We start from the raw sequence: 24,852 nt of genomic DNA on the forward strand, positions 1-24,852 counted from the left end.
GGATCCGACAGGCCATCCGATGAACCTGGAACTCCGGCATTACCGATATTTCATGGCGCTGGCCGAGGAACTGCACTTTGGGCGCGCAGCGGAACGCCTTGGCATCTCGCAGCCCGCGCTCAGCCAGCAGTTCCGGTGGATAGAGCAGGAGGCGGGTGCGCCCTTGCTCTCGCGCAGCAAACGCCGTCTGGCACTGACCGAGGTGGGCACCGTTCTATATGACGAGGCGGCGGGGATCCTGCGGCAGGTGCAGCACGCCGAACTGGCGACCGCCAGCGCGAGCCGGGGCGATGCCGGCAGCGTCTCCATCGGATATGTCGCGTCCGCGGCGCTCTCGGGTTTGCTGCCGGGTCTGATCTATCGCTTTCGCCAGGCATACCCGGCGGTCCGGCTCGCTGTCCGGGAGTCCGATATGCCGCTGCAACTCGATGCCGTGGCGTGCGGGGAACTGGATATCGGCTTTATCCGGCCGCCGCTGCGGTCCTTGCCGGAAGGGTTGGCTCTATTCGATATCGCCATCGAACCGGTCGTGATCGCAATGCACGCCACGCACGCGCTGGCGCATCGCACGCGTATCGACGTGGCCCTGCTGCGCGACGAAACCTTTATCTGCACGCATACCGAACACGGCACCGGTTTCTATGCCATCACGCTCGCCATCTGCGGCAATGCCGGCTTCCAGCCGCGCGTGGAGGCCTTGTCGCGGCAGATGTCCACCATCATCGGCATGGTGGCGGCGGGCTTCGGCGTGGCGTTGATCCCGGCCTCGATGCGCGCGTTCGCGCCGCCCGATGTGGTATTCAAGCCGCTCGCGCGCAACGATGTGGTTTCGCACCTTGCCGTGATCCATCGGAAGAACGAGCGGTCGCCTTCGGTGTTGCGGATGGTGGAACGGTGCCGGGCCGCTCGGGATCATGCTTAGCCTGGGCGCATCGGCCGGCGGGATTGGTCGAATCACGCAGCCCGTGAAGTGTGGACCTCCACGGTGATATGCGACAGGCTGTCGAACTTCCGCAACTGCGAATGGTAGAACTGCGGTCCACGTAGCGGCTTGTCCGTGGCTACCGACACCACGGCGCTCAGGTGGCCTGGACCGATGCGCCAGACGTGCAGGTCGACCAGCTTGTCGCCATCGGCTTCGAGCAACGCCTTCATCCGGCTTGCCATGCGCCGGTCCGGGTTGATATCGACCAGGATGCCGCCCGTGTCGCGGATGAGGCCATACGACCAGTTGGCAATCACCAGCGCGCCCACGACACCGGCCAACGGGTCCATCCAGAGCCAGCCGAACGTCTTGGCCAGCAGCAGGCCGACGATGGCCAGGACGGAGACGGCGGCATCGGCGACGACATGGATGTAGGCGGCCCGCATATTGTGGTCGCGGTGATGTGCGCCGTGTCCTTCCTGGTGACCATGCTCGTGCTCTTTGAATTCCACGACATGCTCGCCACCGGCAAGGCCGACCACCGCGGTAAATGCATGCGGCTCGGGAATCTCGGTGGTGGACTCCAGGAAATCTGCGTTGCGAAGCAGCGCAAATTCCTGGCGGCTACCGTCCGGCCGGATCGTGGTCACGGTCACCGCGTTGACCGGCAGGGCCAGGTTCTCCGTCTCTGCCGTGAGGCGAAACACCGGCGGCACGCCATCTTCGAAGATGGATAGGGCGAAGACACCCTCCGGCGTGGAAATACGCAGTACTTCCTCATCGTGGTCGTGCCCGGCACCGTGCGCGTGTCCATGGCCGTGGCCGTGGCTGTGTCCGTGATGGTCCCCGCCGCTCAACAGCCAGGCACTCGCGATATTCACCAGCAGGCCGACGACGGCGATGGGAATGGCTTCGTTGAAATGAATCGGCACGGGAGAGAAGAAGCGGACCACAGCCTCATAGGCGATCAGCAAGGCAATCATGGCCAGGACGATGGCGCTGGTGAACCCGGCGAGGTCGCCCAGCTTGCCTGTGCCAAAGACGAAGCGCGGGTCTTTGGCGTGGCGGCGCGCATAGGTGTAGGCGAGCGCAGCAATCAGCATGGCGCCGGCATGCGTCGACATATGCAGCCCATCCGCAACCAGGGCCAGTGAACCGAAGAGGCTGCCACCGACGATTTCGGCAACCATCATGAGGCTGCAGAGGACAATCACGGCCCAGGTCTTGCGTTCGTTTTTCTCGTGCCCCGCGCCCAGGAACACATGGTCATGACCCGCCTCGAACGGGGCGTCGTAGAAATTGCTCATTGCTGGCTCACTTAAAGTAGCTGTGCACGACCTCGATGAGTTGCTCCCTGGCGTCGCCGTCAGGCTCGCCATGAGCAGGCCCGGCCTCGACAAGGTGCGTGCGGATGTGGTCTTCCAGTACCACCGCCAACAGACCGTTCATGGCCCCGCGGCAGCTCGTAATCTGCTGCAGCACATCTGCGCAGCCTTGCTCTTCCTCGAGCGCGCGTTCGATGGCATCGATCTGGCCCCGTATGCGACGCACCCGGTTCAGCAGCTTCTGTTTCTCGCGGATCGTGTGACTCACGGTACCACCTCGAATATAGTGAGGGGGAGTATAGTTTATTTGCGATACGAGTTACTATGACCTTGCCTGCCACCGGGTCTTGTTTTCCTGGAAAGTGGAAAGGCAAGACAAGCGGCGCTTTCTTATGAGGCGCTTCAAAAGGCGCTTTTTGAAGCGCGACGAGGCCGCCGGTTGCCCGTTGCGCGACAGTTGCCCCGATCATTCAGTAGCCGTTGACCTCACCCGTCCTTCAAACATGTCTGTCCGCACCGCTGCCCCGGCACTCGCCGCCGCGATACTCTTTGGCGCCAGCACGCCGCTAGCCAAGTTCCTCACCGGATCCGTGCCGCCGTTGCTGCTTGCAGGCCTGCTCTACCTTGGCAGCGGGCTTGGCCTGGGCGCGCTGCTATTGCTGCGGCGTCTGGCCTGGCCGCGACGCGACCACGCGGCCGGGGGCCCCGCCATCCCTCGCGCCGAAATCCCGTGGCTATTGGGCGCCATCCTGGCGGGGGGCGTGGCGGGACCAGCGCTCCTGATGGCCGGCCTTACCACCACCGGTGCGGCGTCGGCATCATTGCTGTTGAATGTGGAGGGGGTTTTCACGGCACTGATCGCCTGGATTGTGTTCCGGGAGAATGCGGACCGGCAGATTGTGCTGGGGATGTTCGCCATCGTCGCCGGCGGCGTTCTGCTTTCATGGCAAGCCGAGGGCGCGACGTTATCTCCGGGCGCACTCCTGGTTGTTGCTGCCTGCGCCTGCTGGGCCATCGACAACAACCTGACGCGGAAGGTCTCTTCCAACGACGCGGTCTTGATTGCCTGCATAAAGGGCTTGTTCGCCGGCGCCTGCAACACGGCGGTTGCGCTGGCGGCAGGTGCCAGGCTGCCCGAGGCCCTGCCCCTGGCCTCTGCCATGGTGGTTGGTTTTGCGGGCTATGGTGTGAGTCTGGCGCTCTTTGTCGTAGCGCTGCGCCACCTCGGCACGGCGAGAACCGGGGCATATTTTTCGGTCGCACCGCTTTTTGGCGTCATCCTTTCCTTCGCGCTCTGGCCCCAGGTGCCCGATCTTCTGTTCTGGCTCGCCGGCGGCTTGATGGCGATTGGCGTGTGGTTGCACCTTCGCGAGCGGCACGAGCACGAGCACACCCATGAGCCGATGATGCATACGCACGCCCATCGGCATGACGAACATCACCAGCATGCGCATGCATTCGCCTGGGATGGGAAGGAGCCGCATGTACATCCTCACGTTCATGCGGCGATGAAGCACAGGCACCCGCATTATCCGGACATTCACCATCGGCATGGCCACTAGCGGCAGCCTGTTTGTCCGGGCATTGCTTGCCGGCTACCTCTCCGGCAGCGATGCCTCGGGCGCCTCGCCCTATGCCTTCAACTGTTCCCTGATGGGCAACGCACGAATCCGCTTCTTCAGGCCGGTGATGGATGACGGCAAATGGCAGGACGCCGCCAAGATGCAGCGGGCAGAGGCGCAGGGGAATCCCGGCTCATCTCGCTGCGCATGGGATGGCATCTGCCGTGCTAGCGGTCCATACCGCTAGCACGGCTTTCGGCAACGCACGCCGGTCAATGCCCTTCCTCGATATTGAGGATTTTCCCCAAGCCCAGAAAATAGTTCGCAAAGGCAAGCACGCTAGCCGTCACGGCAATATAGACGACTGACAGTGCGGCCAGCGTCGGATCGGCAAACTCCCGGACATAGTTGTACATGGAAACGGGCAGTGTCTGCGTGTCTTGCGTTGTGACGAAAAGCGATGCGGTGAATTCACTGAACGACATGATCGCCGCAAACAACCAGCCGCCAAACAGCCCCGGCGCGAGCAGCGGAATCGTAATCGTGAAAAGCACCTTCAGCGGCGACGCACCGAGGCTTGCTGCCGCCTGTTCCAGCCTTGCGTCCAGGTTTTCCATGGAAACATAGACGCTCTTCAGCACGAACGGCAGCACCAGCATCACATGACACAGGATGACGACGCCATATGAGCGGTCTATGGAGGCCTGTGACACCAGGATGAGCAGGCCCAGCCCCAGCGTGAAGTGCGGCACCACGAGCGGAGAATGCACGATGGCCAGCAGCGTCTGCTTGCCGGGGAATTCCAGCCGTTTGACGGCAATCGACAGGCAGGTCCCGATCACCAGCGCAATGAACGAGGACCATCCGGTGATGACGAGGCTGGCGCGGAATCCATCCCGAAAATCCGGATAACTGAAGACGCGTGCAAACCATGTCAGCGAATAGGATTCAGGCGGGAACGTGATGATCGCCTTTTCGTTGAAGGCGGCGATCGTCACCACCACGACCGGCAGCAGCACGAATGCAAGCAGGATGGCGACGAGCAGGGGGCCCGCGACACGCAGCGGCAAAGGCAAAGCGCTTTTGATTCTCATTTCAGTGCCCTCCAATGGCTTTCAGTCGCTTGGTGAACAGCCCCAGGGAAAAGAGCGCTGCGGCCGTCAGCAGCAAGCCCATGACACTCAGGCTGGCCGCCAGCGGGAAGTTCATGGAAGCGAAGCCAAGCTGGTACACCAGCGTCGAAACCGTCGGCACGCGGCCTCCGCCAATCATCTGAGGCGTCGCAAAGGCGCTGAAGGTCCAGGCGAACGCCGTTGTGATGCCAGCCAGAATGCCTGGCATCGAAAGCGGAAGCGTGACCGTGAGGAAGGTCCTGACCGGGCCGGCACCTAGGCTCTGGGCGGCTTTTTCGTAGTCCCGGTCGATATGCGAAATTGCCGTGGCAAGCATCAGGACCACGACGGGAATCGTCACGTGCACCAGCGCGACCAGCACGCCCAGGTGCGTGAACATGAGTTCCAGTGGCCAGTCGATCAGGCCGAGCTTTCGCAGCGTGCCATTGATGAAGCCATTGCTGCCCAGGACGGCGATCCAGGAGTAGGTCCGGACGATTTCCCCCAGAAACAGGGGCGTGATGGACACCACGAGGATGAAGGACTTGAGCGCCCGGCTCCTGACGCGCACCAGGGCATAGGCCAGCGGGTACGCAACAAGCAGCGAAAACACGGTCGTCTCCACGCTCAGCCACAAGGTGTTGGAGAACGCGTCGAGATAGATCGACTTGGTCAAGCCGCTGAAGTTGGCGAACGTGAATCCGCCGACATCCAGGGAGCCGGGCACATACGCCCGGAAGCTGAACTGCAGGACCGCAATCAACGATACTGCGATGCACAGCGCGACAAGTACTGCTGGGGAGACCAGCCAGGCTCGTGGATCGGGGCGCATTCTTAAGCCTTATTCCAGATGCTCAATCGGCGAGGGAGGATCGGCGCGGTGCATGGCCGCGGCGACCCTCCTTCCATACCCTTGCTATCGGGTTCAGTTCATGACGTTTTCAGTGAACCACTTCCGCCATTCCGCAGTCTTCTCGGCGCGCAGCTTGTGGTCCACGAGGATGGCCTTTTCCCACTGCTCCTTCGTCGTGAACACGCCGGGCAGCTTGGCGTCTTCAGGCGAAACCCTGGCGTCGTCGATGACGGGGCTCGCCTTCTTCAAGGCCACGATCTTCGACTGGACGTCCGGGGACAAGGCGATGTTCATGAACTTGTAAGCCAGATCGGCCTTGGTGGAGCCCTTCGTGATGGCCATGGTGTCGATGCCGAGCACTGCGCCTTCCTTCGGCGTGACCAACTGGATGGGCACACCCTGGCTGATCATGTGATAGGCGTTGATCGACAGGATGACCTGCACGGGCGTTTCGCCGGTGGCGATCAACTGCTGCGCATTGGCGTCATTGGTATAGAACGCCTTGAGGTTGGGCTTGAGCGCCTTGAGCTTGTCCTGGCCTTTTTCCCAGCTTTTCGCATCGCCGCCCGACAGCATGGCCGAAACCGCGACCACATGGCTCGGATCGAAGTCAGGCACGCCAATCTTGCCTTTCAGGGCCGGGCTCCACAGGTCGTTCCAGCTCTCGAACTTGATGCCGGGCGGCACCATGTCGGCGCGATAACCGATGGTATAGACATAGGCCCAGCTGCCGATGTGATACGGGCTGATCCTGGCGCGATCGACAAGATGCCTGTAATTCGGAATCTTGCTCGTATCCAGCTTTTCAAAGAGATTGCCGTTGACGTAGAGCCAGCCAACGTGGGAAGTCGTGAAGGTAACGTCGCTCTCGGGCTTGGAGGCAAGCTTCGCCTTGTTCAGGCGGTCGATGGTGCCGCCGGTGATGTACTTGACCGGCACGCCGGTTTGCCGCGTGAATTCCTTGCCGATGCTTTCATCGATGAGGTCGCGGAAACTGCCGCCCCAGGTGCTCACCACCAAGGCTTCCTGGGCCCATGCCGCCGTACTGCCAAGCGCGGCGGAGAGCGCGCAAAGTGTCAAAAGCTTGCGAATCGTCATTTACTACCCCCAATCGAAAAGATAGACATCTCGAAAAGATAAACATCTGATAGAACTGGAAATACGCTGGAACGTGCCACTGAGAAACGCAATCACAATGCAGAAGCGTTGCTGGCCAGGGCAGAGCGAGGCATGCGTGATCAGCGCAGGCGCACGCGTGGCCGCCGACAGTACACGTAGTACGGCAAGGCCATGCAACGACACATGAATCATGTTGATAGCGCCTTTTCATGCGCCACGTTGGTGCGACGCTTGTGCGACGCAAAAATAACGCCACCGCCGCAACAATTCAACGCCGTCATTCGATGCAACGACGCCGACGCCATTGCTCTGACGCAACGACTTTGACGCAATGACTTCGAATTACGGAGCCTATGATGTGAAAGTCGTACCATGCGGCCAAGTCGGCTTTTTCGTAGGGGTGCCTCACATTTCCCGATGGGGTTGTGGATTGTTCCGCCGTCTGGGACAGGTTAGCGGCCGTCTGAGGTTCGGTGGTATTCGGAAATTCCTAAACGGCCAGCCGGAAAATACAAATGGCGCCGCCAGCCGCTGCGCATGACCATGCACTCGGGGTGCATCGCCCCCAAGCCTCCCGCCACCTGCTGAATCGACCTGAATCGACCATGAAGCATACCCGCATCCGCACCTTCAACACGAAGGTTACCTACCCTGAACAGAATCTGGACAACGACCTTTGCCAAGCCGTTGTCGCGCGAGGCAGTACCGTTTTTCTGCGAGGACAGATCGGCCAGAACCTCGACACCTCGGAGAGCGTGTGCATCGGGGACGTCGCCGGACAGGCGGAGCAGGCCATGGCCAACATCGCGATGCTGCTCAAGGAAGCCGGCGGCGAGCTCGAGGACATCTGCAAGATCACGATCTACATCATCGACCCGCGCTACCGCGAGGCGGTCTATCGCGTCGTGGGCCGCTGGCTGAAGGGTGTCTTCCCGGTTTCGACCGGCATCGTCGTATCCGCTCTGGCCCGCCCCGAGTGGCTGGTCGAGATCGACGCCACCGCTGTCATCCCCGACTGAGCTGCCATGACCTTTTCCATCATCGCGCGGTGCCCCGCCACCGGCCAGTTCGGCGCCGCCGTGGCGTCCTCGTCACCGGCGGTTGCCTCGCGCTGCATCCGCGGCCGCAAAGGGGTCGGCGCAGCCGCGAGCCAGAATATTACCGACCCGGATCTGGGTCCCCTCGCCCTGGACCTGATGGCCAGCGGCCTGACGCCGGAACGCGCCCTCGCCGAGCTGCGGAAGCGCCCCCATATCGAGTATCGCCAGCTCATGGCCATCGACGCGCACAACCCGCCGGTGGTTTTCACGGGTGCCAAGGCGCTGGGCACCCTGGCAAGCGTGGTCGGCACCCATGCCGCATGCGCGGGCAACATGCTGGCGACGCGTGACGTGCCCCAGGCCATGCTGTCGGCCTTCGAGCGGACCGAAGGCGCGCTGGCGGAACGGCTGATGCAGGCCATGCTCGCCGGCCAATCCGCCGGCGGCGAGGAAGGTCCGGTGCACTCGGCAGGCCTGTTGGTTTACGATGCGCAGAACTGGCCTGTCGTGGATCTGCGCCTGGACTGGGTGGAAAACGATCCGGTCGAGACCCTCTATGCCGCCTGGCAGGTTTACGCGCCGCAGCTGAAGGACTATGTCAAGCGGGCGCTCGATCCCCGTGCGGCGCCCAGCTTCGGCGTTCCGGGAAACCTGTGATCTGGCCGACGCATCGAATGACAGCGTGACCGCGCCGGTCAGGCGGCCGGCGCTCGAAAGGGCAAACCTTCTCCAGTACACTGGACCGTTCACCTTTCCTTGATCTCGACATGCTCAATCGCATTTCCCTGCGCCAGATGGAGTATTTCGTCGCGACGGCGAAGCATGGCAGCATCGCCGCTGCGTCGACGCAAATCCATATCTCCTCTCCCTCGATCTCCGCAGCCATCGCCCATATCGAGGCCGAACTGGGCGTGCAGCTGTTCGTGCGCCATCCTTCCAAGGGCATTGGCCTGACCACCATCGGCAGGCTGGTCCTGCGTCACTGCGAAGATATGCTCGGACGGTCGTCCCGACTCTATGAAATCGCCTCCGATTCGAGCGACGTCATCCAGGGCACCTTGCGGGTTGGAAGCTTCCAATCGCTCACGGCCATGATTGCGCCCGAGGTCATCTTCGGCTTTTCGCGCGCCTTCAGCAAAATCGAGCTGCAGATGGTCGAAGGCGATCAGGAGGTCTTGATGAACAAGCTCCATGGGCTCGAGATCGACTTGGCGATCACCTACGACCTGAACCTTGGCGATGACATCCAGTTCGAGAGCCTGGCGACGATGCCGCCCTATGTCCTGGTGAGCGAGGTCCATCCGCTGGCGCAGCAGAGAGTCGTCTCCTTCGAAGAGCTGGCGCCCGAACCCTACGTCCTGCTCGATATGCCGATGAGCCGGGACTATTTCGCCTCCCTGTTTGAAAAGGCCGGCGTGACGCCGAACATCGCGGCGCGTTCGCAGTCCACGGAAGTAGTCCGGTCCATGGTCGCCAACGGAATTGGCTACGCGCTCTTCAATGTGCGCCCCAAATCCAATCAGTCGCTCGATGGAAAACGCATGGTGCGGGTCCGCCTTGCCGGTACCCATCGGCCCATGCTGCTCGGCCTGGCGACTTACAAGCCGATGAAACAGTCAAGATTGACGAGAGTCTTCATGGAACGCTGCCGCGCTTATATCTCCGACCAATACATCCCGGGAATGAGCGCTCCAAGCTACTTCGATCCCCATATAGCAGCGCCCTGAAACCGGCGTCCTGAAGCGCCAACTTCACCGGTCATGCCGTATCCGGCAACGCCCCAACAAAATGGCCAGAGATGGAAAATCAAACCTCCTCCGCAAGCGTCCCGCTCCTGGAGACGCTCATTTCTTTCGCATCGGTTTCCCTGACGCCAAACATCGCGCTCATCCACAAGGTCCAGGACATCCTGGCGCAAGCCGGCATCGAATCGATGCTCGCGCCCGACCCGCAAGACCCCAGCCGATCCAATCTGTTTGCAACGGTCGGTCCGGTGGGCGTTCCGGGCGTCCTGCTCTCCGGCCATACCGATGTGGTGCCGGTGGAAGGCCAGCCCTGGACTTCGCCCCCTTTTGAGGCAACGCACCGGGATGGCCGCATCTACGGACGCGGCACAGCCGACATGAAAGGCTTCGTGGCCTGCGCCGTCACCGCCATGGTGGCAGCCGCTCGGCGGCCGCTCCAGCGCCCCTTGCAGCTAGCGCTGTCCTTCGATGAGGAAATCGGCTGCGTTGGCGTGCGCCACCTGCTGCGCCGCCTGGAGAACAGCCTCCCCGCACCCTACCTGTGCATTGTCGGCGAGCCGACCCTGATGCGGATCGGCACCGGTCACAAGGGCAAGGCTGCCTACCGGGCCGTCTGCTGCGGCCAGGCCGGCCACTCAGGCCTGGCGCCCAGGTTCTTCAACGCCATCCACATGGCCAGCGACCTCGTCGCATCCCTGCGGGACGTGCAGCGTGAACTGGCGGAAAGCGGCCCGCGCGACGAGGGCTACGGCGTGCCCTACAGCACGGTCCACGCCGGCCTCATCCAAGGCGGCCGCGCCTTGAACATCGTGCCCAGCGAATGCGAAGTCGGCTTCGAGATTCGCAACGTCTCGGAAGATAAACCCGAGGAGATCCTGAAGCGCGTCCTGGAACGCCTGGCCGAGCGCGTCAAGAATGAGGCGCTGGATCCTGCGGCGCCCTTGCCAGACATCCAGATGACGAACAGCTATCCCAGCCTGAACACCCGCGAGGATTCGCCCGCTGTCGGCCTGCTCGCCTCGCTGCTCCCCCCGGGCACCCCATGCACCAAGGTGGACTATGGCAGCGAGGGTGGATTGTTCCAGCAGAGCTGGAGCGAAACGCCAGTGCTGATCTGCGGGCCTGGGAGCATTGAAGTCGCACACAAGGCCGACGAGTATGTGGAGCTGGCGCAGATCGAAGCCTGCGACCGCATGCTGGCCGGCCTCGTGGAGTTTCTCTGTCAATGAATCCTGGCGTCCAGGCCAGCTTCGGCCCGGACGCCTCAGAGACGCCATCAAATTGAAGCGAAGCGGTTCTGGCTAGGCACGCGGCCGCAGACACTCATGGAACATGCGCGGCACGCGCTTTCTCGCCAGGCTGCGCAGGTCTTCAATGCACGTCATCGCGGCCGTGGGAACTCCCTTGAAAAAACAAAAAGCTGCCGGATCACCCGATCCGGCAGCTCGTCCGTGCAACCTCGTTACCAATGGCAGGTCACCGTGCAGCCTCAAGAACAGCTTGAAGAACAGGCTCAAGACCGCTCATACGTCATATAGCCATTCTGGAGGACGATATGGTCAGCGATGTATTTCGCATCGTGCCAGACGCCATAGATGAAGGACGACGCCCGGTTGACCAGATTCGGCAGGCCCAGGAAATAGATGCCGCCTTCTGCGGAGATGCCGCGCTTGTGGAACGGATCGCCTTTCTCGTCGAAGGCATTCTTCACGTTCAGCCAGTTGAAATCAAACTTGAAACCGGTCGCCCAGAGAATCGTGGTGATGCCGGCTTCGGCCAGGTCGAGGCTGAGGATCGGGTTCTTCAGGCACTCCGGGTCCGGCAGCAGCTCCCAGGCGTCAGGTTCCGGCGGAAACGGCAGGCCGTTCTCTTCGATATAGGCATCCGCTTCGCGCAGCACGTCGAAGTAGGCGCGGTCGCCTTCGGCGACGTTCTCGGGCAGGCCTGGCTCGAACGTCATGACGCCATCCTTGTAGGATTGGGTCAGGCCGACCAGGTTGATGCCCGCGTGCGCCAGGCGCCGGAAATCGACGGTCTTGCCGCCTTCATAGCCGCTCACGGCGAAAGCGACGTGCGCCTTCTTGGGCCGGATCCTCACTTCATCCCACAGGCCGAGCGCGCCCAGCCACCAGCAGTAGTCACGGCCACGGTACGCGCGCGGCGGGCGGTAATGCTCGCCGACCGAGAGATAAACCGTCTTGCCGGCCTGGCGCAGCTCTTCGGCGATCTGCGAGCCGGAAGCGCCCGCGCCCACCACGAGCACCGCGCCTTCCGCCAATTGGCCCGGATTCTTGTAGGAGGAGGAATGCAGCTGCTGGATTTTTTCGCTCTCAGGCACGATCTTCGGATAGGCCGGCGTCTGGAACGGACCGGTTGCGGCAACGACGTTGTCTGCCTCGATGATACCGTCGGAAGTCGTTACCCTGAAGCCGGGACGCCCTTGATGCCGTTCCACCTGCTTGACTTCCACGCCGGTACGGACAGGCGCCTTCAGCATGGCGGCGTAGCCCTCGAAATACTGGGCCATGCGCTCTTTCGGCGGAAAGGCCTCCGGCGAAATGCCCTCGAATTTCATCCCGGGAAAACGGTCATGCCAGGCCGGTCCATTCGCGACCAGAGAATCCCAACGTTCCGAGCGCCAGCGCTCTGCGATTCGGCTGCGTTCCAGCACGACATGCTGCACACCCATGTGCGCGAGATGCTCACTCATCGCGATGCCCGCCTGGCCACCACCGACCACCACGGTGTTGATTTTTTCCACTGACATTTGAATTTCCTAAAAATAATCGCCCCGGTCGGTCGCCCCGGAACGGAAGCATCGACAGCAAGGCGTACTGGCGCCCAGGAGACATCGCTCATCGACGGTGGCCAGTTTGATGAAGCCCACATCGTTTGAAAATCACGTTTTTCAAACTCAGGACTTAGGAAAAAGCAAAGCGCCGGACGAAGGGTGCAGCACCGCCCCCCGCACGCGCGCACCACAAGGCGTTCCGGGCCGTCTCATCCGTGCCGCCTGCGCCTGAAAACGGGCATTTCGTTTTTTCCGAGGGGCCGCATCAGTTTCGGCAAAGTCCCGATTCCGGCTGTTTGCCTTATCCTGCTTGCCAGTACCAGCTCGGCCTCGATGTCATTGGGCCCAAGCCTGGAGCACGGCATACTCCTCAATCCCCGTACAACTATGAACGTAGCCAACGCCGAGCCTGCCGCACAGCAACACCACGCACAGCCCGATACCGCCGTCAGCCTTGAACGGGTGGTCAAGAAGTATCACGACCACACCGTGCTGCACGAGCTCTCGCTGAAGATACGGCGCGGGGAATTCCTCACCCTGCTGGGCCCGTCCGGCTGCGGCAAGACGACGCTCCTCAACCTCATCGCCGGCTTTGCGGAAGCCGACACCGGCGAGATTTTCATCGATGGCCAGCCGGTGACGTGCGAGCCGGCGCACAAGCGGCAGATCGGCATCGTCTTCCAGAACTACGCGCTCTTTCCCCACATGACCGTCGAGCGCAATATCGGCTATGGCCTGCGCATGCGGGGCGTGGGCAAGGACGAAATCGCACAGCGCGTGAAGCAGGTGACGGACCTGGTAAAGCTCGACGGCCTCGGGCACCGCAAGCCCCGCGAACTCTCGGGCGGCCAGCAGCAGCGCGTGGCGCTGGCGCGGGCGCTGGTGATCCAGCCCAAGGTACTGCTGCTGGACGAGCCCTTCTCGGCACTGGACAAGAACCTGCGCGGCGCCATGCAGGTCGAGATCCGGGAAATCCAGCGCCGCTTGGGCCTGACCACGGTATTCGTCACCCACGACCAGGGCGAGGCGCTGGCCATGTCCGACCGGATCGCGGTGATGTCGAACGGCATCATTCGGCAGATCGCGTCGCCGGCCGATCTGTATCAGAACCCGCAAGACCCGTTCGTGGCGTCCTTCCTGGGCGACGTGAACATCCTGCCGGCGCATTATCACGGCCAGACGGCAACGGACGTGCAACTGCGCCTGGGCTCGGGCCTCATCAGCGTCCCGCATGCCCGCCTGGCCGACGCATCGCACGACGGGGAAAGGCTGGACGTGTACGTGCGCCCGGAGCACATCAAGCTTGAGCATCTGCATGCCGAATCGGTGTTGAGCGGCACGGTGATCAATCACGTCTACCAGGGCGATCACATCAATACGTTCATCGACGTGGACATTCCGATGACGGCCCGTCAGGTCGTCACGGTGCGCAGTGCGGGCCTGAGCGCCATGCAGCAATGGCCCATCGGCTCGGTCGCGGGACTTGCGCTGCCCGATGAGGGTGTCAGCATTTTCAGTCCGCGGAAGCGGACGTAAGAACAGATGCAAGATCGCAACGCGAAGGCACAGCACAACGCGTCAGACAACGCAGCCTGAGAGAACACACCCATGACCAGTCTCCCCCTCTCCATGCAAGCCATCATCGCCCGTGAACCCGGCGACGCCAGTGTGTTAACGCTGGCCGAGCGCCCCATGCCCGAGCCCGGTGCTGGCGAAGTCCTGCTGCGCGTGCTCGCCGCCGGCGTCAACCGGCCCGACATCATGCAGCGTCAAGGTATCGCGAAGCCCGCGCCCGGCATCACCGACGTGCTCGGCCTGGAAGTCTGCGGCGAAGTGGTCGCCTGCGGTCCCGGGGTGGACAGCCGGTTGATGGGTCAGCAGCTGATGAGCCTGGTGCCCGGCGGCGGCTATGCGCCGTGGTGTACGGCGCCGGTCGATCAGTCCTTCATCGTGCCCGGCACGCTTTCCGATGTCGAGGCAGCCGCCTTGCCCGAGGGGCTGTTCACCGTGTGGCACAACCTGTTCGAGCTGGGCCGCCTGGCCATGGGCGAAACCGTCCTGATCCACGGTGCAGCCGGCGGCATCGGCACGCTCGCGATCCGCATGGCGCATGCCGCCGGCGCAACCGTCATCGTCACGGACAACGACGAAAGCCGTTTTCCGGAACTGCGCGCCATGGGCGCCGATGCGACGATCTGCTGGCCCACCACCGATTTCACCGAGGCCTGCCTGGAGTACACCGATGGGCGCGGGGTCGACGTGGTAATCGACATCGTCGGCGGCGACTATGTCCGCCGCAATCTTGCCGCCATGGCCTTCGGCGGCCGCCATGTCAGCCTGTCCTTCATGCAGGGTTCGGCGGTCAATGTCGAACTGCTGACGCTGATGCAGCGCCAGGTGAGCCTGCACTCGTCCACCATGCGCCCCCAGAGCCATGTAGAAAAGACCCGGATGGCCCAGAGCATTGCCCGCCATGTCATCCCGCTGCTGAAAAACGGACGGGTCAAGCCGCGCATCCACGCCACCTTCCCGCTCGCGGAGGCGGTCGCTTCCCACCAGATGCTGGAAAGCGGCAAGGTCTTCGGCAAACTGGTCCTGATCCCCTAGAGCCTGTCATCCAACAAAGCATGCTGAAACTTCTTTTCGCTCCGACCTCGCCATTCGTGCGCAAGGTCATGGTCTGCGCACACCTGACGGGGCAGGCCGGATACATTGAGCTGCTGGACAGCGCCGCCCATCCGGTGCGGCGCGACCCGCGCATCGCGGCCCACAACCCGCTCGCCAAGGTCCCGACGCTGATCCTGGAAGATGGCCAGGCCATCTATGACAGCCGGGTGATTTGCGAGTACCTGGCCAGCCGGGCAGACGCCGCGGACATCTTTCCCGCCTCCGGCCTCGCGCGGTGGACGGCCCTGACCCGCCAGGCGCTCGGCGATGGCCTGCTCGACGCCGCGCTGCTCGCGCGCTACGAACGGACGGCGCGCCCCGAAGAAGTCCAGTGGCCCACGTGGCGCGAAGCGCTGCTGACAAAGGTCAGCGCCTGCCTCGAGTCAATCGACGCCATCGCACCGGACCTGGTGGAAGTACAGCCCACCATCGGTGAAATCACCATCGGCTGCGCGCTGGGGTATCTGGACTTCCGGTTTCCCGAATTCGATTGGCGCGCCCAATACGGCAACGCGGCACGCTGGAATGAGGCTTTCCAAAGCCTGCCCGCCATGCAGGCCACGCGCCCCCGCGAAGGTTGAGATACAGAGGTTGGAACATGAGCGAAAAGATCACCATCTGGTTCCTGAACGGCCCCAACGCCAATCTTTATGGCCTGGACGCCAACAAGACGTACGGCAGCGACAGCTTTCCGGTGCTGCAGTCACGATGCGAGCAAAAGGCCGCGTCCCTGAATGCCGACCTGCGCTTTCTGCAGTCGAACTACGAGGGACAGCTGGTCGACTGGATCCAGGAAGCGCGTGGGGTGGCGGACGGCATCATCGTCAATGCGGCCGGCCTGACCTACTCGTCGATTCCGATCCTCGATGCCTTGCTGTCTTTCCCCGGCAAGATCGTCGAAACCCATATGAGCAACATCTGGAAGCGCGAGCCGTTCCGCCACCACTCCTACATCTCCAAGGTGGCGGATGGCGTGATCGCCGGGCTGGGCGGCGACGGCTACGAATTTGCCATCGAGGCCGTCACGCGGCTGGTGCAGAAGGGCAGGGCAGCGGTCTGATTTCCCATGCGCACGCGGAACGGCAGCAAGATGTACTCTCGCTGCCGTCCTCGCCATTTTTCTCAATGCGGTTGCCAAGATGCCAATTTCTGAAGACACCCCCTCGGGCGCGCTGGCCTTCTACAGCGCATTCGACGATTTCGACACGTGGAAGCGTGCGCTCCAGGCCCAGCTCCCGAATCTGAAGGTCATTCACTCCAGCGAAATTACCCGGCCGGCCGATATTCACTACGCGCTCGCCTGGAAACCGCCGGAGAATTTTTTTACCGGGATGACGAACCTGCGCCTGATCGTCAACCTGGGGGCGGGGGTTGATTCACTGGTTCAGCGGCAGGATCTTCCCCAAGGCATTCCGATCACACGGCTCACGGACCCGCAGATGGCGCGCATGATGGCGGGGTACGTGCTGTTCTCTGTGCTGCGGCACGCCCGGGACATCCCGTACTTCGAGCAGGCGCAGCGGCGGGGCGAGTGGGCCTACCGTCATCCCCGTTCTCCGGAAGACACCCGCGTGGCGGTTCTGGGGCTCGGTCAGCTGGGCGCGAAAGCGGCCCACGAACTGCAGCGCCAGGGGCTCAAGGTGATCGGCTGGTCGCGCAGCCCGGCGCAGATCGAAGGCGTGGAGTGCTTTGCCGGACTGGAAACGCTCGACACCGTGCTCGGACAGGCGGACATTGTCGTCGTGATGCTGCCGCTCACGCCGCAGACGGCTGGCATCCTGGATCGGGCGCGACTCGAGCGGCTGCCGCGAGGCGCGGCTTTCATCAACGTTGCGCGGGGCGCACTGGTCGATCAGGCGGCGCTGACGGACCTGCTCCAAAGCGGCCACATCGGCGGGGCAACCCTGGACGTTTTCGAGCGCGAACCTTTGCCTGCCGGGGATCCGCTGTGGAGCATGCCCAATGTGCTGATCACACCCCACCTGGCTTCGGTGGCGATTCCGTCATCGGCGGCAAGACAGATTGCGGAAAATATTATGCGCGTTTCCGCCGACGAATCGCCGGACAACATCATCGATCCAGCACGCGGATATTGAGGTATGGACTACGTCCGGCGCAGGGTGTCATCGCGACAGTCAAGCTCCTTTCGCTGAACGCCAGCGAAAGGAACAAGTTCCGGCTTTACGCTATTCCATTGTCGTGCTCTCCGGGCAGTGGCGCATCGAAGCAGGAGCATATCAAGTGGCGCAGGCGCGTTCTGCCACTGATGTTGCGCTTTGTGCTTTGGCTGACCTCAGGGAGCGGGAGCTCGGCTGATGAGAGCATCGGGAGCGGAAGGCAAATGGAATCTCGACCGCAATGTGTGGGTTCCGGCCTTCCGCTGGTCATGGATGGGCTTTCTGCGATGCGTTGCCGCTCAGCCTCAAGCCTTCAACTGCTCCCTGATGGGCAACGCACGAATCCGCTTGCCGGTAGCCGCGAAGATCGCGTTGCACAGCGCCGGCGCGATGGTCGGCACGGCCGGCTCGCCGACGCCGCCTAGCGGCGCATCGAACTTGCCCGGCACCAGGTGCACATGGATCTGGCGCGGCGCCGACGATGCGCGCATCACCTCGTACTGGTGGAAGTTGTCCTGCTGGACACGCCCGTCCTTGAAGGTGATCTCACCCGTGGTGGCGAGGCTGATGCCCATGATGCAGGCGCCTTCCACCTGGGAGCGGATGCGGTCCGGATTGATCTGCGCCCCGCAGTCCACCGCCACGTCGATGCGAGGGACGCTGATGCCACCGTCCTTGTCGACCGCCACCTCGATCACCGCAGCCACATAGGTCACGAAGCTGTAGCAGACCGCCAGCCCCAGGCCGCGGCCCTTCGGCAGCGTCTTGCCCCAGCCGGCCTCGCGCGTGGCCAATTCGATCACCCTGCGCAGGCGGCCGGTATCGAGCGGATACTGCTGCGGCGATTCGCCGTAGTTCCAGGCGTCGGAGAGTTGCGCGGGGTCGATGCGGCGGTCCGGTCCCAGCAAGGCCAGCAGGTAGTCGCGATGATCGCGCCCGGCAGCCGTGGCCAGTTCGGCCGCGAAGGATTGCACGGCGAAGGCGTGGGGGATATTGGAAACCGAACGGAACCAGCCGATGCGCGTATGTGCTTCGACCTCGGGGTTTTCCACGCGCACGTTGGGAATATCGAAGGGCATGTTCACCGCGGACATGCCCAGCTCGAACGGTGCCTCGTTCCTGGCGCCGGCGGCGAAGATCGAGCCGATGGTGGAAGCTGCCGTGCGGTGCAGCCACGCTTGCGCGCGGCCGTCGGCGGACAAGATGGCTTCCATATGCTCGACGGAGACGGTGTGGAAGTAATCGTGATGCAGGTCGTCGTCGCGCGTCCAGGTCACCTTGACCGGCTTGCCGCCCATGGCCCGGGAGAGCAGCGCGGCTTCGGCGGCGAAGTCCGGCTTGGACTTGCGGCCGAAGCCGCCGCCCAGCAGCGTCACGTTCACCGTGACGTCTTCGGGCTTCAGGCCGAGATGGCCGGCCACCGTTTCACGCGTGGCCTGCGGCGCCTGCACCGATGCCCATACCTCGCACCTGCCGCCGGCGATGCGTGCGGTGGCCACCGGCGGTTCCATGGTGGCGTGCGCGATATGCGGCAGGTAGTACTGCGCCGTGACCCGCTTGCCCGGGCCGGCCAGCGCGGTCATGGTGTCGCCCTGGTTGCGCACCACCTTGCCGGGCTGGCTTGCCGCCTTCTCCATGGTGGCGCGGAACGCGCCGGACTCGTAGCCCGCGTTGGGGCCATCGTTCCAGCGGATCTTCAGCGCCTCGCGGCCCTTGATGGCCGACCAGGTATTGGTGGCGATCACCGCCACGCCGCCGAGCGGGTGGAACATCGCGGGCGCGGGGCTGCCGGCGATTTCGACCACCTTGACCACGCCAGGCACCTTCATGGCCTGCGCGGCGTCGAAGCTGGCGAGCTTGCCGCCAAACACGGGCGGGCGCGCGACCACGGCGTACAGCATGCCGTCCAGCCGCACGTCGATGCCGTATTGCGCGCGGCCGGTGGCGATGTTGCGGCCATCGATATTGCGTGTGTTGTCGCGGCCGATATAGCGGAACTGTGCCGGGTCCTTCAGCTTGAGGCTGGCGGGTGCCGGCACCGGCAGGCGGGCAGCATCCTTCGCCAGGGCACCGTAGCCAAGGCTCTTGCCGCTCGGTACGTGCACCACCGCATGGTTGCGGGCCTGTACTTCGCTCGCCGGCACGCCCCAGCGCGCCGCGGCGGCGGATTCCAGCATCATCCGCGCGCTGGCGCCGACACGCCGCATCGGGTCGAAGAAATGCCGGACGCTGCGCGAGCCATCGGTATTCTGGTTGCCATAGCGGACCTCGTCGCCGGGGGCCTGCACCACCAGCACCTGGGCCCAGTCGGCTTCGAGTTCGTCGGCCACCACCATCGGCAGGCTGGTGCGCACGCCCTGGCCCATTTCGGAGCGATGGCAGACGATCGACACCTTGCCGTCCTCGCCGATGCCAAGGAAGACCAGCGGGCTGTCCACGGCGCCGCCGGGCATGCCGTCGCGGCCGTATTTCTTGGGTTCTTCCGCGGCCAGCACGATGCCGTCCACGCCCACCGCCAATGTCAGGCCGGCAAAGGCGCCCATGCCCTTGAGCCAGCGGCGTCGGCCGGCGGATGCCAGGGCGCCGGCGTTGTCCGGCGCTGCAAGCGAGTCTTGTCCGCTCATTTGGCGCTCCTCCTGGTGGCGGGCTGGCTGGCCGGCTTGGCGGCCACGTTCGATTTCGCCACGTGCTGGATGGCGGCGCGGATGCGCGTATAGGTGCCGCAGCGGCAGATATTCCCGCTCATGGCGCTGTCGATGTCTTCCTCGCTCGGATGCGGGTTTGCGTGCAGCAGCGCCGAAGCGGACATCAACTGGCCCGCCTGGCAGTAGCCGCACTGGGGTACGCCGAATTCCTCCCAGGCCGCCTGCAAGGCCTGCCCGATCTTGTCGGCCGACAAGCCTTCGATGGTGGTGATCTTCTTGCCGACGGCCGCCGACACCGGCGTGACGCAGGAGCGGATGGGTTGCCCGTCCATATGCATGGTGCAGGCGCCGCACAGCGCCATGCCGCAGCCGAACTTGGTGCCGGTCAGGCCCAGGTGGTCGCGCACGGCCCACAGCAGCGGGGCGTCGTCGGGCAGATCGATCTTTTGCGGTTTGCCGTTGATCGTGATGGTTGTCATGGTTTTGTGGGGTGGTCCAACGGGAAAGAGGGGGCTGGCGCGCAGGACGGGCGCTCGCGCGTGGCGGGGGCGTGGGCTGCGGGTCTGGCGAGCGCTGTCGCTGCAGCGTTGCGCATCGCGCATTGTGTTCCCGGCCGCTGCGGCGCGGGAATGACGGTTTCGGGATTTCTCAATTCCAGAAATTGGAATGATGGTGGCGTGGCCGCTGGCGGAGAAATGCGCTTCGCCGGATTGCGGGATGGGAGGATCGAAGCCACCAGGGTGGCGATCGGCTGGACGGCGGCGCCCATCACTTTGCGCTCCATTCTGCCGTGGTCAACCTGGCGATGAAGAAGTCGGCCAGCGCGCTCACCTTTGCGGGTCTTGCCCGGGCGGAGGGGGTGACGAAATACAGGCCGCCTTCGGGCAAACGCCAGTCGGTCAGGATCGGTTCAAGCTGCTTGCCCGGGAAGTACTGCGTGGCTACGAATTCAGGAAGCTCGGTGATCGCAAGCCCCGCAAGAACCGTGGGCAGCAACGCTTCCACGCTCGTTCCCCGTAACGCCCCGGCTGGGGTGACCGCGCATTGTTCGCCGTGCTGGTGAGTAAAGCGCCAGACGTCACGCTGGCTTCTGTTGGCGTAGGTCAGGCACTGGTGGGCGCCGAGCTCTTGCGGGTGCTGCGGACGGCCATGGCGGGACAGATAGGCGGGCGATGCCACGACAAACCGGCGCACGGGCGCAATGAGACGTGCGACGAGCGACGAGTCCTCCAGGATGGCGATGCGCAGCGCGGCGTCGAAGCCGCCGCCAATCAGATCGGCCTGGGCATCGGTGAGATGCAGATCGACGGAGATCTCCGGATAGGTCTGGAAGAACTCGGGCAGCAGCGGTGCAACCCAGCGAGCGCCGAATGAGAACGGCGCGGCAAGCTTGACGAGACCGCGCGGCCGGCTTGAAGTCTCGCGCGCGAAATCCTCGGCTTCTTCAGCATCGGCGTAGAGCTTCGCCGCGCGCTCGGCGAGCGTATGGCCGTAATCCGTGAGCGCAAGCCGTCGGGAGGTGCGGTTGAACAGACGCCCCCCGAGCCGCTCTTCAAGGCGGGTAACCGCCCGCGAAACCGTGGCGACCGAAACGCCCATCGCCGTCGCCGCGGCAGCGAATGAACCCTCCTCGGCGACCTTCGCGAACATCGCGAGCCCTTCAAAATCCGGTAGCTTCGACATCGACAATCCTGCAATGATTGTTTGCATTCATTTCTATTTCGAAAAATAGCACGGCGTCATAGATTTGTCTCACCGCACAGGAGATCCATCATGGAACGCAGACTCGAAGGAAAGATTGCCATCGTCACCGGCGGTACAACCGGCATCGGCCTCGCCACCGCCAAGCGCTTTGCAGCCGCGGGCGCGCGGGTCTTTGTGACCGGCCGCCGCCAGGCTGAACTCGACGCCGCCATTGCGGCGATCGGCGCCAAGGCGACGGGTATCCAGGCGGATTCAGCCAACCTCGGCGATCTCAAGCGCCTCTACGCGCACGTGAAGACGGAGGCGGGCGGCTCGCTGCATGTGATCGCGTTCGGTGGTGGCCCCATCAGCTTTGACGGCCGCCGCGCCTGACTCCGGAAAAAAGGACACGACCATGCTTGAAGTTTTCGCATTCGCCACGCCCAACAGCCTCAAGGTCACCATCGCGCTGGAAGAGACCGGTCTCGACTATCGGCTCGTTCCCGTCAACTTGCGCCAGGGCGCGCAGAAGACCGACACCTTCAAGGCGATGAATCCCAACGCGAAAGTCCCGGTTCTCGTCGACCGTTCCGCTCCCGGGGACGGCGAGCTGATACTGAGCGAGTCCGCCGCGATCCTGGTCCACCTTGCAGAGAAGACCGGACAACTTCTGCCGAAGGATGGCCCCCAGCGCGGCAAAGTCTTCGAGCAGCTCTTCTTCCACGCCTCTGGCCTCGGCCCGGCGTTCCTGCAGGCTTTCCTGGTCGCGATGCAGCCGTCGCCACAGCCCGAGGCAAAAGCGCGCGCGCTGTCGGAGGTGGATCGGACGCTGGGTGTGCTCAATCACAGCCTTGAGCGTCATCCGTACGTTGCGGGCGACGCGTACAGCATCGCGGACATCGCTCACTTCGGGTGGGTGTGGCGCCATCAGGCAATCGGTGCGGCCCTCGATAGGTCTCCGTTCGTTGCGCGTTGGTATGACGAAATCTCGGCGCGCCCCGCTGTCGTCACGGCCATCGCAAAGACCTTGGCTCTTGCCCAGTAGCACGACGCCCGCTTGATAGATATCTGCACAAGGTGACTTGGCTCAATCCTCAGTCCGCAGTCCTCAGTCCATCACCCAGGAGAAAGATGATGAATGACCGTATCCATGAACTGCTCGATCGCAACCTTCAGGAGGTCTTCGGCGAAAGCGACGCAATGCGCCGTCGCGCAGCCATCGAAGCGCTCTATACCGAAGACTGCGTACTCTATGTGCCGCCGGGCACCTTCGTCGGGCACGACGCGCTCGACAAGTTCGCCGGAGATCTTCGCGCAACGCACCCGCATTTCGCCTATACCCCACACGGCGAACCTCAGGCGCTTCACAATGCCGGCCGCCTTGCCTGGGGTTCCGGCCCGCGGGGCGAGGCACCCGACTATACGGGCTTGGATGTGATCATCGTCCGCGATGGGAAGATTGCTGCGCTTTACGTGTTCCTCGACTCCATGCCCGCATAGCCGCAGGGCAGGATGGTGGTCTGATGCACAACAGTTCCGTTCGCTGAACGCTCACTTCGTTCCGTAACACAACACTCAAAGGTTGGCGAACTACTGGCGAGTGCCCTTGAGCAGGTGGTCAGCGAGCGGCGGTAAGGGGTCGGTAAGGGGCAGCCGACTGCGACAGATGGGCGTCGCAAGTCGGCCAGGAAGAGTCGCCCGAGGTGCCCACGGTCGAGGTCCGTTCCCGGCTATGAGCCGTCATTGGCTCATATCATCTATTCGACATCCGGGAGGCAGCTCGACTCCCGAAAGCGGTCGCCCGAGGGCGAACCGTGCCAAACGCGTCATTCTCTTACTTGATGATGCTGGGAAGCCTACGTCCCTTGACGCAGTGCATTGGCAACGACGACGAACGCAGGAGTCGGCTGGCGGCGACTGGGGTAGTACAGATGAAAACCAGAAAACGACGGGCACCAGTCGGATAGCACCCGCAATAGCTCCCCGCTTGCGAGCTGCGATACGACCCGTTGTTCGGGAACGAAGGCGAGACCGACGCCAGCAAGCGCGGCCTTCACTGCCATCGTCGCGGTGTTGAAGACAAGTTGTCCTTCGACGCGCACGTTCAACTCGCGTCCTCCTTTCTTGAACTCCCACGCGTAAATGCCACCGGCGGTTGGCAGCCGGATGTTGATGCAGTTATGCGCCGTCAAGTCTTGCGGCGTCTTCGGCTTTGAGTGCCTGGCGAAATAGCCGGGAGTGCCGACAACGGCCATGCGCACGTCGGGGCCGATGCGAACGGCGACCATGTCCTTTGCAACTTGCTCTCCGAGCCGCACGCCTGCATCGAGCCGTTGTTCGACGATGTCCGTGAGTCCGTTGTCAATGACGATTTCGATCGTTATGTCCGGATAGTCAGGCAGAAGCCGTTCGATCACCGGCCAGAGCAGCAGTTCTGCCGCATGCTCGCCAGCGGCAATGCGCACGGTGCCCGCCGGCGTATCGCGCAAAGCGGTGAGCGCACTCAGCTCGACCTCAATCTCATCGAGCCGAGGGCCGACCGACTGAATCAGCCGTTCGCCGGCTTCCGTCGGCGAGATATTGCGTGTTGTCCTCGTCAAAAGCCGGAGTCCGAGCCGCGCTTCGAGATTACGCACCGTCTGACTCAGCGCAGACTGGGAAACGCCGAGCTTGGCGGCCGCCTTGGTGAAGCTGCCCTCGCGTGCGACGCAGAGAAATGCTGTGATATCGGATAGATTGGAACGCGCCATTTATAAGCCCACCTTCTAACTTCATGCGGATTTTAGCTCTTTATCGGAGGAAGATGCGTTGCTACATTGAAAGTCAAGGCAACTACCGCAAGGAACACCCATGCAGATCACCAGATGCGGCTCGCAGCCATCCGCGACGGGGCCGGCTGACTACTTCACCGGGACGGTGAGGATCGACGCGCCATTCGCTGGCGAGGCGCCCGCCCGGATTGGGGGCGCGACCGTCACATTTGAGCCAGGCGCACGGACTGCATGGCATACGCACCCGCTCGGTCAGACGTTTATCGTGACCGCAGGCCACGGCTGGGTCCAGCGCGATGGCGGACCGGTCGAGGAAATCAGATCGGGTGACATCGTCTGGATCGCACCCGGAGAGAAGCACTGGCACGGTGCGACCGCCACCACGGCGATGACGCATATCGCCATTGCTGAAAAGCTGGACGGCAGTCCGGTCGACTGGATGGAAAAGGTCACGGACGAGCAATACCAGGGCGGCGTGACCGTAAGCGGTTAAGGAG

At 63.2% G+C, this 24,852-nt stretch carries 27 protein-coding genes; 16 read left to right on the top strand and 11 right to left on the bottom strand.

Annotated features, from left to right (window positions below):
- Positions 1-19 precede the first annotated feature (19 nt).
- Positions 20-922 (top strand): LysR family transcriptional regulator, encoded by a 903-nt coding sequence (locus AC3FOF_RS03420; RefSeq protein WP_488725773.1) that lies wholly within the window; start codon positions 20-22, stop codon positions 920-922.
- Between the two features lie 32 nt (positions 923-954).
- Here AC3FOF_RS03420 and dmeF read toward each other — a convergent pair whose 3' ends face one another.
- Together dmeF and AC3FOF_RS03430 are read right to left on the bottom strand one after the other, a co-directional pair.
- Positions 955-2,232 carry a CDF family Co(II)/Ni(II) efflux transporter DmeF gene (gene dmeF, locus AC3FOF_RS03425; protein WP_488725912.1) on the bottom strand — a complete coding sequence of 426 codons (1,278 nt, stop codon included), beginning with the start codon at positions 2,230-2,232 and terminating at the stop codon, positions 955-957.
- Between the two features lie 7 nt (positions 2,233-2,239).
- A complete protein-coding gene (locus AC3FOF_RS03430; RefSeq protein WP_017227233.1) occupies positions 2,240-2,518 on the bottom strand; it encodes a metal/formaldehyde-sensitive transcriptional repressor in 279 nt (92 codons plus the stop codon).
- A gap of 235 nt (positions 2,519-2,753) precedes the next feature.
- On the opposite strand from AC3FOF_RS03430, the gene AC3FOF_RS03435 reads away from it, so the two are divergent.
- Together AC3FOF_RS03435 and AC3FOF_RS03440 are read left to right on the top strand one after the other, a co-directional pair.
- On the top strand, positions 2,754-3,812 hold the full coding sequence (locus AC3FOF_RS03435; protein ID WP_017227234.1) for a DMT family transporter: 1,059 nt from the start codon (positions 2,754-2,756) through the stop codon (positions 3,810-3,812).
- The gene (locus AC3FOF_RS03440) at positions 3,802-4,059 is read left to right on the top strand and encodes a hypothetical protein (protein ID WP_488725774.1); all 258 of its coding nucleotides are present in this window, start codon (positions 3,802-3,804) and stop codon (positions 4,057-4,059) included. The genes AC3FOF_RS03435 and AC3FOF_RS03440 overlap by 11 nt, the downstream gene beginning before the upstream one ends.
- A gap of 25 nt (positions 4,060-4,084) precedes the next feature.
- On the opposite strand, the gene AC3FOF_RS03445 is transcribed toward AC3FOF_RS03440, so the two are convergent.
- From AC3FOF_RS03445 to AC3FOF_RS03455, 3 genes are all read right to left on the bottom strand, one after another.
- Positions 4,085-4,906 (bottom strand): ABC transporter permease, encoded by an 822-nt coding sequence (locus tag AC3FOF_RS03445; protein WP_276264137.1) that lies wholly within the window; start codon positions 4,904-4,906, stop codon positions 4,085-4,087.
- A 1-nt stretch (position 4,907) separates the two neighbouring features.
- The gene (locus tag AC3FOF_RS03450; RefSeq protein ID WP_276264136.1) at positions 4,908-5,756 is read right to left on the bottom strand and encodes an ABC transporter permease; all 849 of its coding nucleotides are present in this window, start codon (positions 5,754-5,756) and stop codon (positions 4,908-4,910) included.
- Between the two features lie 93 nt (positions 5,757-5,849).
- Entirely contained in the window at positions 5,850-6,875 is a 1,026-nt protein-coding gene (locus AC3FOF_RS03455) for an ABC transporter substrate-binding protein (RefSeq protein ID WP_488725775.1), read from the bottom strand.
- A 626-nt stretch (positions 6,876-7,501) separates the two neighbouring features.
- Between AC3FOF_RS03455 and AC3FOF_RS03460 the strand changes: the two genes are divergently transcribed.
- The 4 genes from AC3FOF_RS03460 (at position 7,502) to argE (ending at position 10,910) form a co-directional block, all read left to right on the top strand.
- Positions 7,502-7,915, top strand: a complete 414-nt coding sequence (locus AC3FOF_RS03460; RefSeq protein WP_017227239.1) for a RidA family protein — start codon at positions 7,502-7,504, stop codon at positions 7,913-7,915.
- A gap of 6 nt (positions 7,916-7,921) precedes the next feature.
- Positions 7,922-8,593: a DUF1028 domain-containing protein gene (locus AC3FOF_RS03465; RefSeq protein ID WP_488725776.1), complete on the top strand. Its 672-nt coding sequence runs from the start codon at positions 7,922-7,924 to the stop codon at positions 8,591-8,593.
- Between the two features lie 110 nt (positions 8,594-8,703).
- Complete coding sequence (locus AC3FOF_RS03470) at positions 8,704-9,663, top strand: LysR family transcriptional regulator (protein WP_017227241.1); 960 nt, start codon at positions 8,704-8,706, stop codon at positions 9,661-9,663.
- Between the two features lie 71 nt (positions 9,664-9,734).
- On the top strand, positions 9,735-10,910 hold the full coding sequence (gene argE / locus AC3FOF_RS03475; RefSeq protein WP_488725777.1) for an acetylornithine deacetylase: 1,176 nt from the start codon (positions 9,735-9,737) through the stop codon (positions 10,908-10,910).
- Positions 10,911-10,982: 72 nt separating this feature from the next.
- Here the strand turns inward: argE and AC3FOF_RS03480 are convergent, their stop codons facing one another.
- The gene (locus AC3FOF_RS03480) at positions 10,983-11,198 is read right to left on the bottom strand and encodes a hypothetical protein (protein ID WP_488725778.1); all 216 of its coding nucleotides are present in this window, start codon (positions 11,196-11,198) and stop codon (positions 10,983-10,985) included.
- On the bottom strand, positions 11,195-12,448 hold the full coding sequence (locus tag AC3FOF_RS03485) for a flavin-containing monooxygenase (protein WP_488725779.1): 1,254 nt from the start codon (positions 12,446-12,448) through the stop codon (positions 11,195-11,197). The genes AC3FOF_RS03480 and AC3FOF_RS03485 overlap by 4 nt, the downstream gene beginning before the upstream one ends.
- 411 nt (positions 12,449-12,859) lie before the next feature.
- Here AC3FOF_RS03485 and AC3FOF_RS03490 point away from each other — a divergent pair, with 411 nt between their 5' ends.
- From AC3FOF_RS03490 to AC3FOF_RS03510, 5 genes are all read left to right on the top strand, one after another.
- On the top strand, positions 12,860-14,008 hold the full coding sequence (locus AC3FOF_RS03490; protein WP_488725780.1) for an ABC transporter ATP-binding protein: 1,149 nt from the start codon (positions 12,860-12,862) through the stop codon (positions 14,006-14,008).
- Positions 14,009-14,080: 72 nt separating this feature from the next.
- Positions 14,081-15,079 carry an NAD(P)H-quinone oxidoreductase gene (locus AC3FOF_RS03495; protein WP_035812127.1) on the top strand — a complete coding sequence of 333 codons (999 nt, stop codon included), beginning with the start codon at positions 14,081-14,083 and terminating at the stop codon, positions 15,077-15,079.
- Positions 15,080-15,099: 20 nt separating this feature from the next.
- Positions 15,100-15,720, top strand: a complete 621-nt coding sequence (locus tag AC3FOF_RS03500) for a glutathione S-transferase (RefSeq protein WP_488725781.1) — start codon at positions 15,100-15,102, stop codon at positions 15,718-15,720.
- A 17-nt stretch (positions 15,721-15,737) separates the two neighbouring features.
- Positions 15,738-16,199 carry a type II 3-dehydroquinate dehydratase gene (locus tag AC3FOF_RS03505; RefSeq protein ID WP_488725782.1) on the top strand — a complete coding sequence of 154 codons (462 nt, stop codon included), beginning with the start codon at positions 15,738-15,740 and terminating at the stop codon, positions 16,197-16,199.
- Positions 16,200-16,278: 79 nt separating this feature from the next.
- The gene (locus AC3FOF_RS03510) at positions 16,279-17,235 is read left to right on the top strand and encodes a 2-hydroxyacid dehydrogenase (protein WP_488725783.1); all 957 of its coding nucleotides are present in this window, start codon (positions 16,279-16,281) and stop codon (positions 17,233-17,235) included.
- 326 nt (positions 17,236-17,561) lie between these two features.
- On the opposite strand, the gene AC3FOF_RS03515 is transcribed toward AC3FOF_RS03510, so the two are convergent.
- The 3 genes from AC3FOF_RS03515 to AC3FOF_RS03525 all read right to left on the bottom strand — a co-directional run bounded on the left by AC3FOF_RS03515 (position 17,562) and on the right by AC3FOF_RS03525 (position 21,584).
- Positions 17,562-19,880, bottom strand: coding sequence for a xanthine dehydrogenase family protein molybdopterin-binding subunit (locus tag AC3FOF_RS03515; RefSeq protein ID WP_488725784.1), 2,319 nt, complete (start codon positions 19,878-19,880; stop codon positions 17,562-17,564).
- A complete protein-coding gene (locus AC3FOF_RS03520) occupies positions 19,877-20,380 on the bottom strand; it encodes a (2Fe-2S)-binding protein (RefSeq protein WP_488725785.1) in 504 nt (167 codons plus the stop codon). Before AC3FOF_RS03520 ends, AC3FOF_RS03515 begins: the two co-directional genes overlap by 4 nt.
- A gap of 289 nt (positions 20,381-20,669) precedes the next feature.
- Positions 20,670-21,584: a LysR family transcriptional regulator gene (locus AC3FOF_RS03525; protein ID WP_017227250.1), complete on the bottom strand. Its 915-nt coding sequence runs from the start codon at positions 21,582-21,584 to the stop codon at positions 20,670-20,672.
- A 90-nt stretch (positions 21,585-21,674) separates the two neighbouring features.
- Between AC3FOF_RS03525 and AC3FOF_RS03530 the strand changes: the two genes are divergently transcribed.
- The 3 genes from AC3FOF_RS03530 to AC3FOF_RS03540 all read left to right on the top strand — a co-directional run bounded on the left by AC3FOF_RS03530 (position 21,675) and on the right by AC3FOF_RS03540 (position 23,084).
- Positions 21,675-21,977, top strand: coding sequence for an SDR family NAD(P)-dependent oxidoreductase (locus tag AC3FOF_RS03530; RefSeq protein WP_488725786.1), 303 nt, complete (start codon positions 21,675-21,677; stop codon positions 21,975-21,977).
- A gap of 22 nt (positions 21,978-21,999) precedes the next feature.
- Positions 22,000-22,629: a glutathione S-transferase family protein gene (locus AC3FOF_RS03535; RefSeq protein WP_488725787.1), complete on the top strand. Its 630-nt coding sequence runs from the start codon at positions 22,000-22,002 to the stop codon at positions 22,627-22,629.
- Positions 22,630-22,715: 86 nt separating this feature from the next.
- On the top strand, positions 22,716-23,084 hold the full coding sequence (locus AC3FOF_RS03540) for a nuclear transport factor 2 family protein (protein WP_276267735.1): 369 nt from the start codon (positions 22,716-22,718) through the stop codon (positions 23,082-23,084).
- Positions 23,085-23,440: 356 nt separating this feature from the next.
- Here AC3FOF_RS03540 and AC3FOF_RS03545 read toward each other — a convergent pair whose 3' ends face one another.
- Positions 23,441-24,334, bottom strand: a complete 894-nt coding sequence (locus AC3FOF_RS03545) for a LysR family transcriptional regulator (protein ID WP_488725788.1) — start codon at positions 24,332-24,334, stop codon at positions 23,441-23,443.
- A 100-nt stretch (positions 24,335-24,434) separates the two neighbouring features.
- Here AC3FOF_RS03545 and AC3FOF_RS03550 point away from each other — a divergent pair, with 100 nt between their 5' ends.
- On the top strand, positions 24,435-24,848 hold the full coding sequence (locus AC3FOF_RS03550; protein ID WP_488725789.1) for a (R)-mandelonitrile lyase: 414 nt from the start codon (positions 24,435-24,437) through the stop codon (positions 24,846-24,848).
- Positions 24,849-24,852: the final 4 nt, after the last annotated feature.

It is taken from the genome of Cupriavidus sp. 96C5-1 (assembly GCF_057798855.1).

Coding starts and splice junctions, on each gene's coding strand:
- AC3FOF_RS03445 (WP_276264137.1), bottom strand. CDS start 4,906: ATGAGAATCAAAAGCGCTTTGCCTTTGCCGCTGCGTGTCGCGGGCCCC.
- AC3FOF_RS03460 (WP_017227239.1), top strand. CDS start 7,502: ATGAAGCATACCCGCATCCGCACCTTCAACACGAAGGTTACCTACCCT.
- AC3FOF_RS03530 (WP_488725786.1), top strand. CDS start 21,675: ATGGAACGCAGACTCGAAGGAAAGATTGCCATCGTCACCGGCGGTACA.
- AC3FOF_RS03490 (WP_488725780.1), top strand. CDS start 12,860: ATGAACGTAGCCAACGCCGAGCCTGCCGCACAGCAACACCACGCACAG.
- AC3FOF_RS03470 (WP_017227241.1), top strand. CDS start 8,704: ATGCTCAATCGCATTTCCCTGCGCCAGATGGAGTATTTCGTCGCGACG.
- AC3FOF_RS03450 (WP_276264136.1), bottom strand. CDS start 5,756: ATGCGCCCCGATCCACGAGCCTGGCTGGTCTCCCCAGCAGTACTTGTC.
- AC3FOF_RS03435 (WP_017227234.1), top strand. CDS start 2,754: ATGTCTGTCCGCACCGCTGCCCCGGCACTCGCCGCCGCGATACTCTTT.
- AC3FOF_RS03505 (WP_488725782.1), top strand. CDS start 15,738: ATGAGCGAAAAGATCACCATCTGGTTCCTGAACGGCCCCAACGCCAAT.
- AC3FOF_RS03510 (WP_488725783.1), top strand. CDS start 16,279: ATGCCAATTTCTGAAGACACCCCCTCGGGCGCGCTGGCCTTCTACAGC.
- AC3FOF_RS03515 (WP_488725784.1), bottom strand. CDS start 19,880: ATGAGCGGACAAGACTCGCTTGCAGCGCCGGACAACGCCGGCGCCCTG.
- AC3FOF_RS03420 (WP_488725773.1), top strand. CDS start 20: ATGAACCTGGAACTCCGGCATTACCGATATTTCATGGCGCTGGCCGAG.
- AC3FOF_RS03535 (WP_488725787.1), top strand. CDS start 22,000: ATGCTTGAAGTTTTCGCATTCGCCACGCCCAACAGCCTCAAGGTCACC.
- AC3FOF_RS03485 (WP_488725779.1), bottom strand. CDS start 12,448: ATGTCAGTGGAAAAAATCAACACCGTGGTGGTCGGTGGTGGCCAGGCG.
- argE (WP_488725777.1), top strand. CDS start 9,735: ATGGAAAATCAAACCTCCTCCGCAAGCGTCCCGCTCCTGGAGACGCTC.
- AC3FOF_RS03545 (WP_488725788.1), bottom strand. CDS start 24,334: ATGGCGCGTTCCAATCTATCCGATATCACAGCATTTCTCTGCGTCGCA.
- AC3FOF_RS03495 (WP_035812127.1), top strand. CDS start 14,081: ATGACCAGTCTCCCCCTCTCCATGCAAGCCATCATCGCCCGTGAACCC.
- AC3FOF_RS03500 (WP_488725781.1), top strand. CDS start 15,100: ATGCTGAAACTTCTTTTCGCTCCGACCTCGCCATTCGTGCGCAAGGTC.
- AC3FOF_RS03465 (WP_488725776.1), top strand. CDS start 7,922: ATGACCTTTTCCATCATCGCGCGGTGCCCCGCCACCGGCCAGTTCGGC.
- dmeF (WP_488725912.1), bottom strand. CDS start 2,232: ATGAGCAATTTCTACGACGCCCCGTTCGAGGCGGGTCATGACCATGTG.
- AC3FOF_RS03520 (WP_488725785.1), bottom strand. CDS start 20,380: ATGACAACCATCACGATCAACGGCAAACCGCAAAAGATCGATCTGCCC.
- AC3FOF_RS03540 (WP_276267735.1), top strand. CDS start 22,716: ATGATGAATGACCGTATCCATGAACTGCTCGATCGCAACCTTCAGGAG.
- AC3FOF_RS03440 (WP_488725774.1), top strand. CDS start 3,802: ATGGCCACTAGCGGCAGCCTGTTTGTCCGGGCATTGCTTGCCGGCTAC.
- AC3FOF_RS03455 (WP_488725775.1), bottom strand. CDS start 6,875: ATGACGATTCGCAAGCTTTTGACACTTTGCGCGCTCTCCGCCGCGCTT.
- AC3FOF_RS03550 (WP_488725789.1), top strand. CDS start 24,435: ATGCAGATCACCAGATGCGGCTCGCAGCCATCCGCGACGGGGCCGGCT.
- AC3FOF_RS03525 (WP_017227250.1), bottom strand. CDS start 21,584: ATGTCGAAGCTACCGGATTTTGAAGGGCTCGCGATGTTCGCGAAGGTC.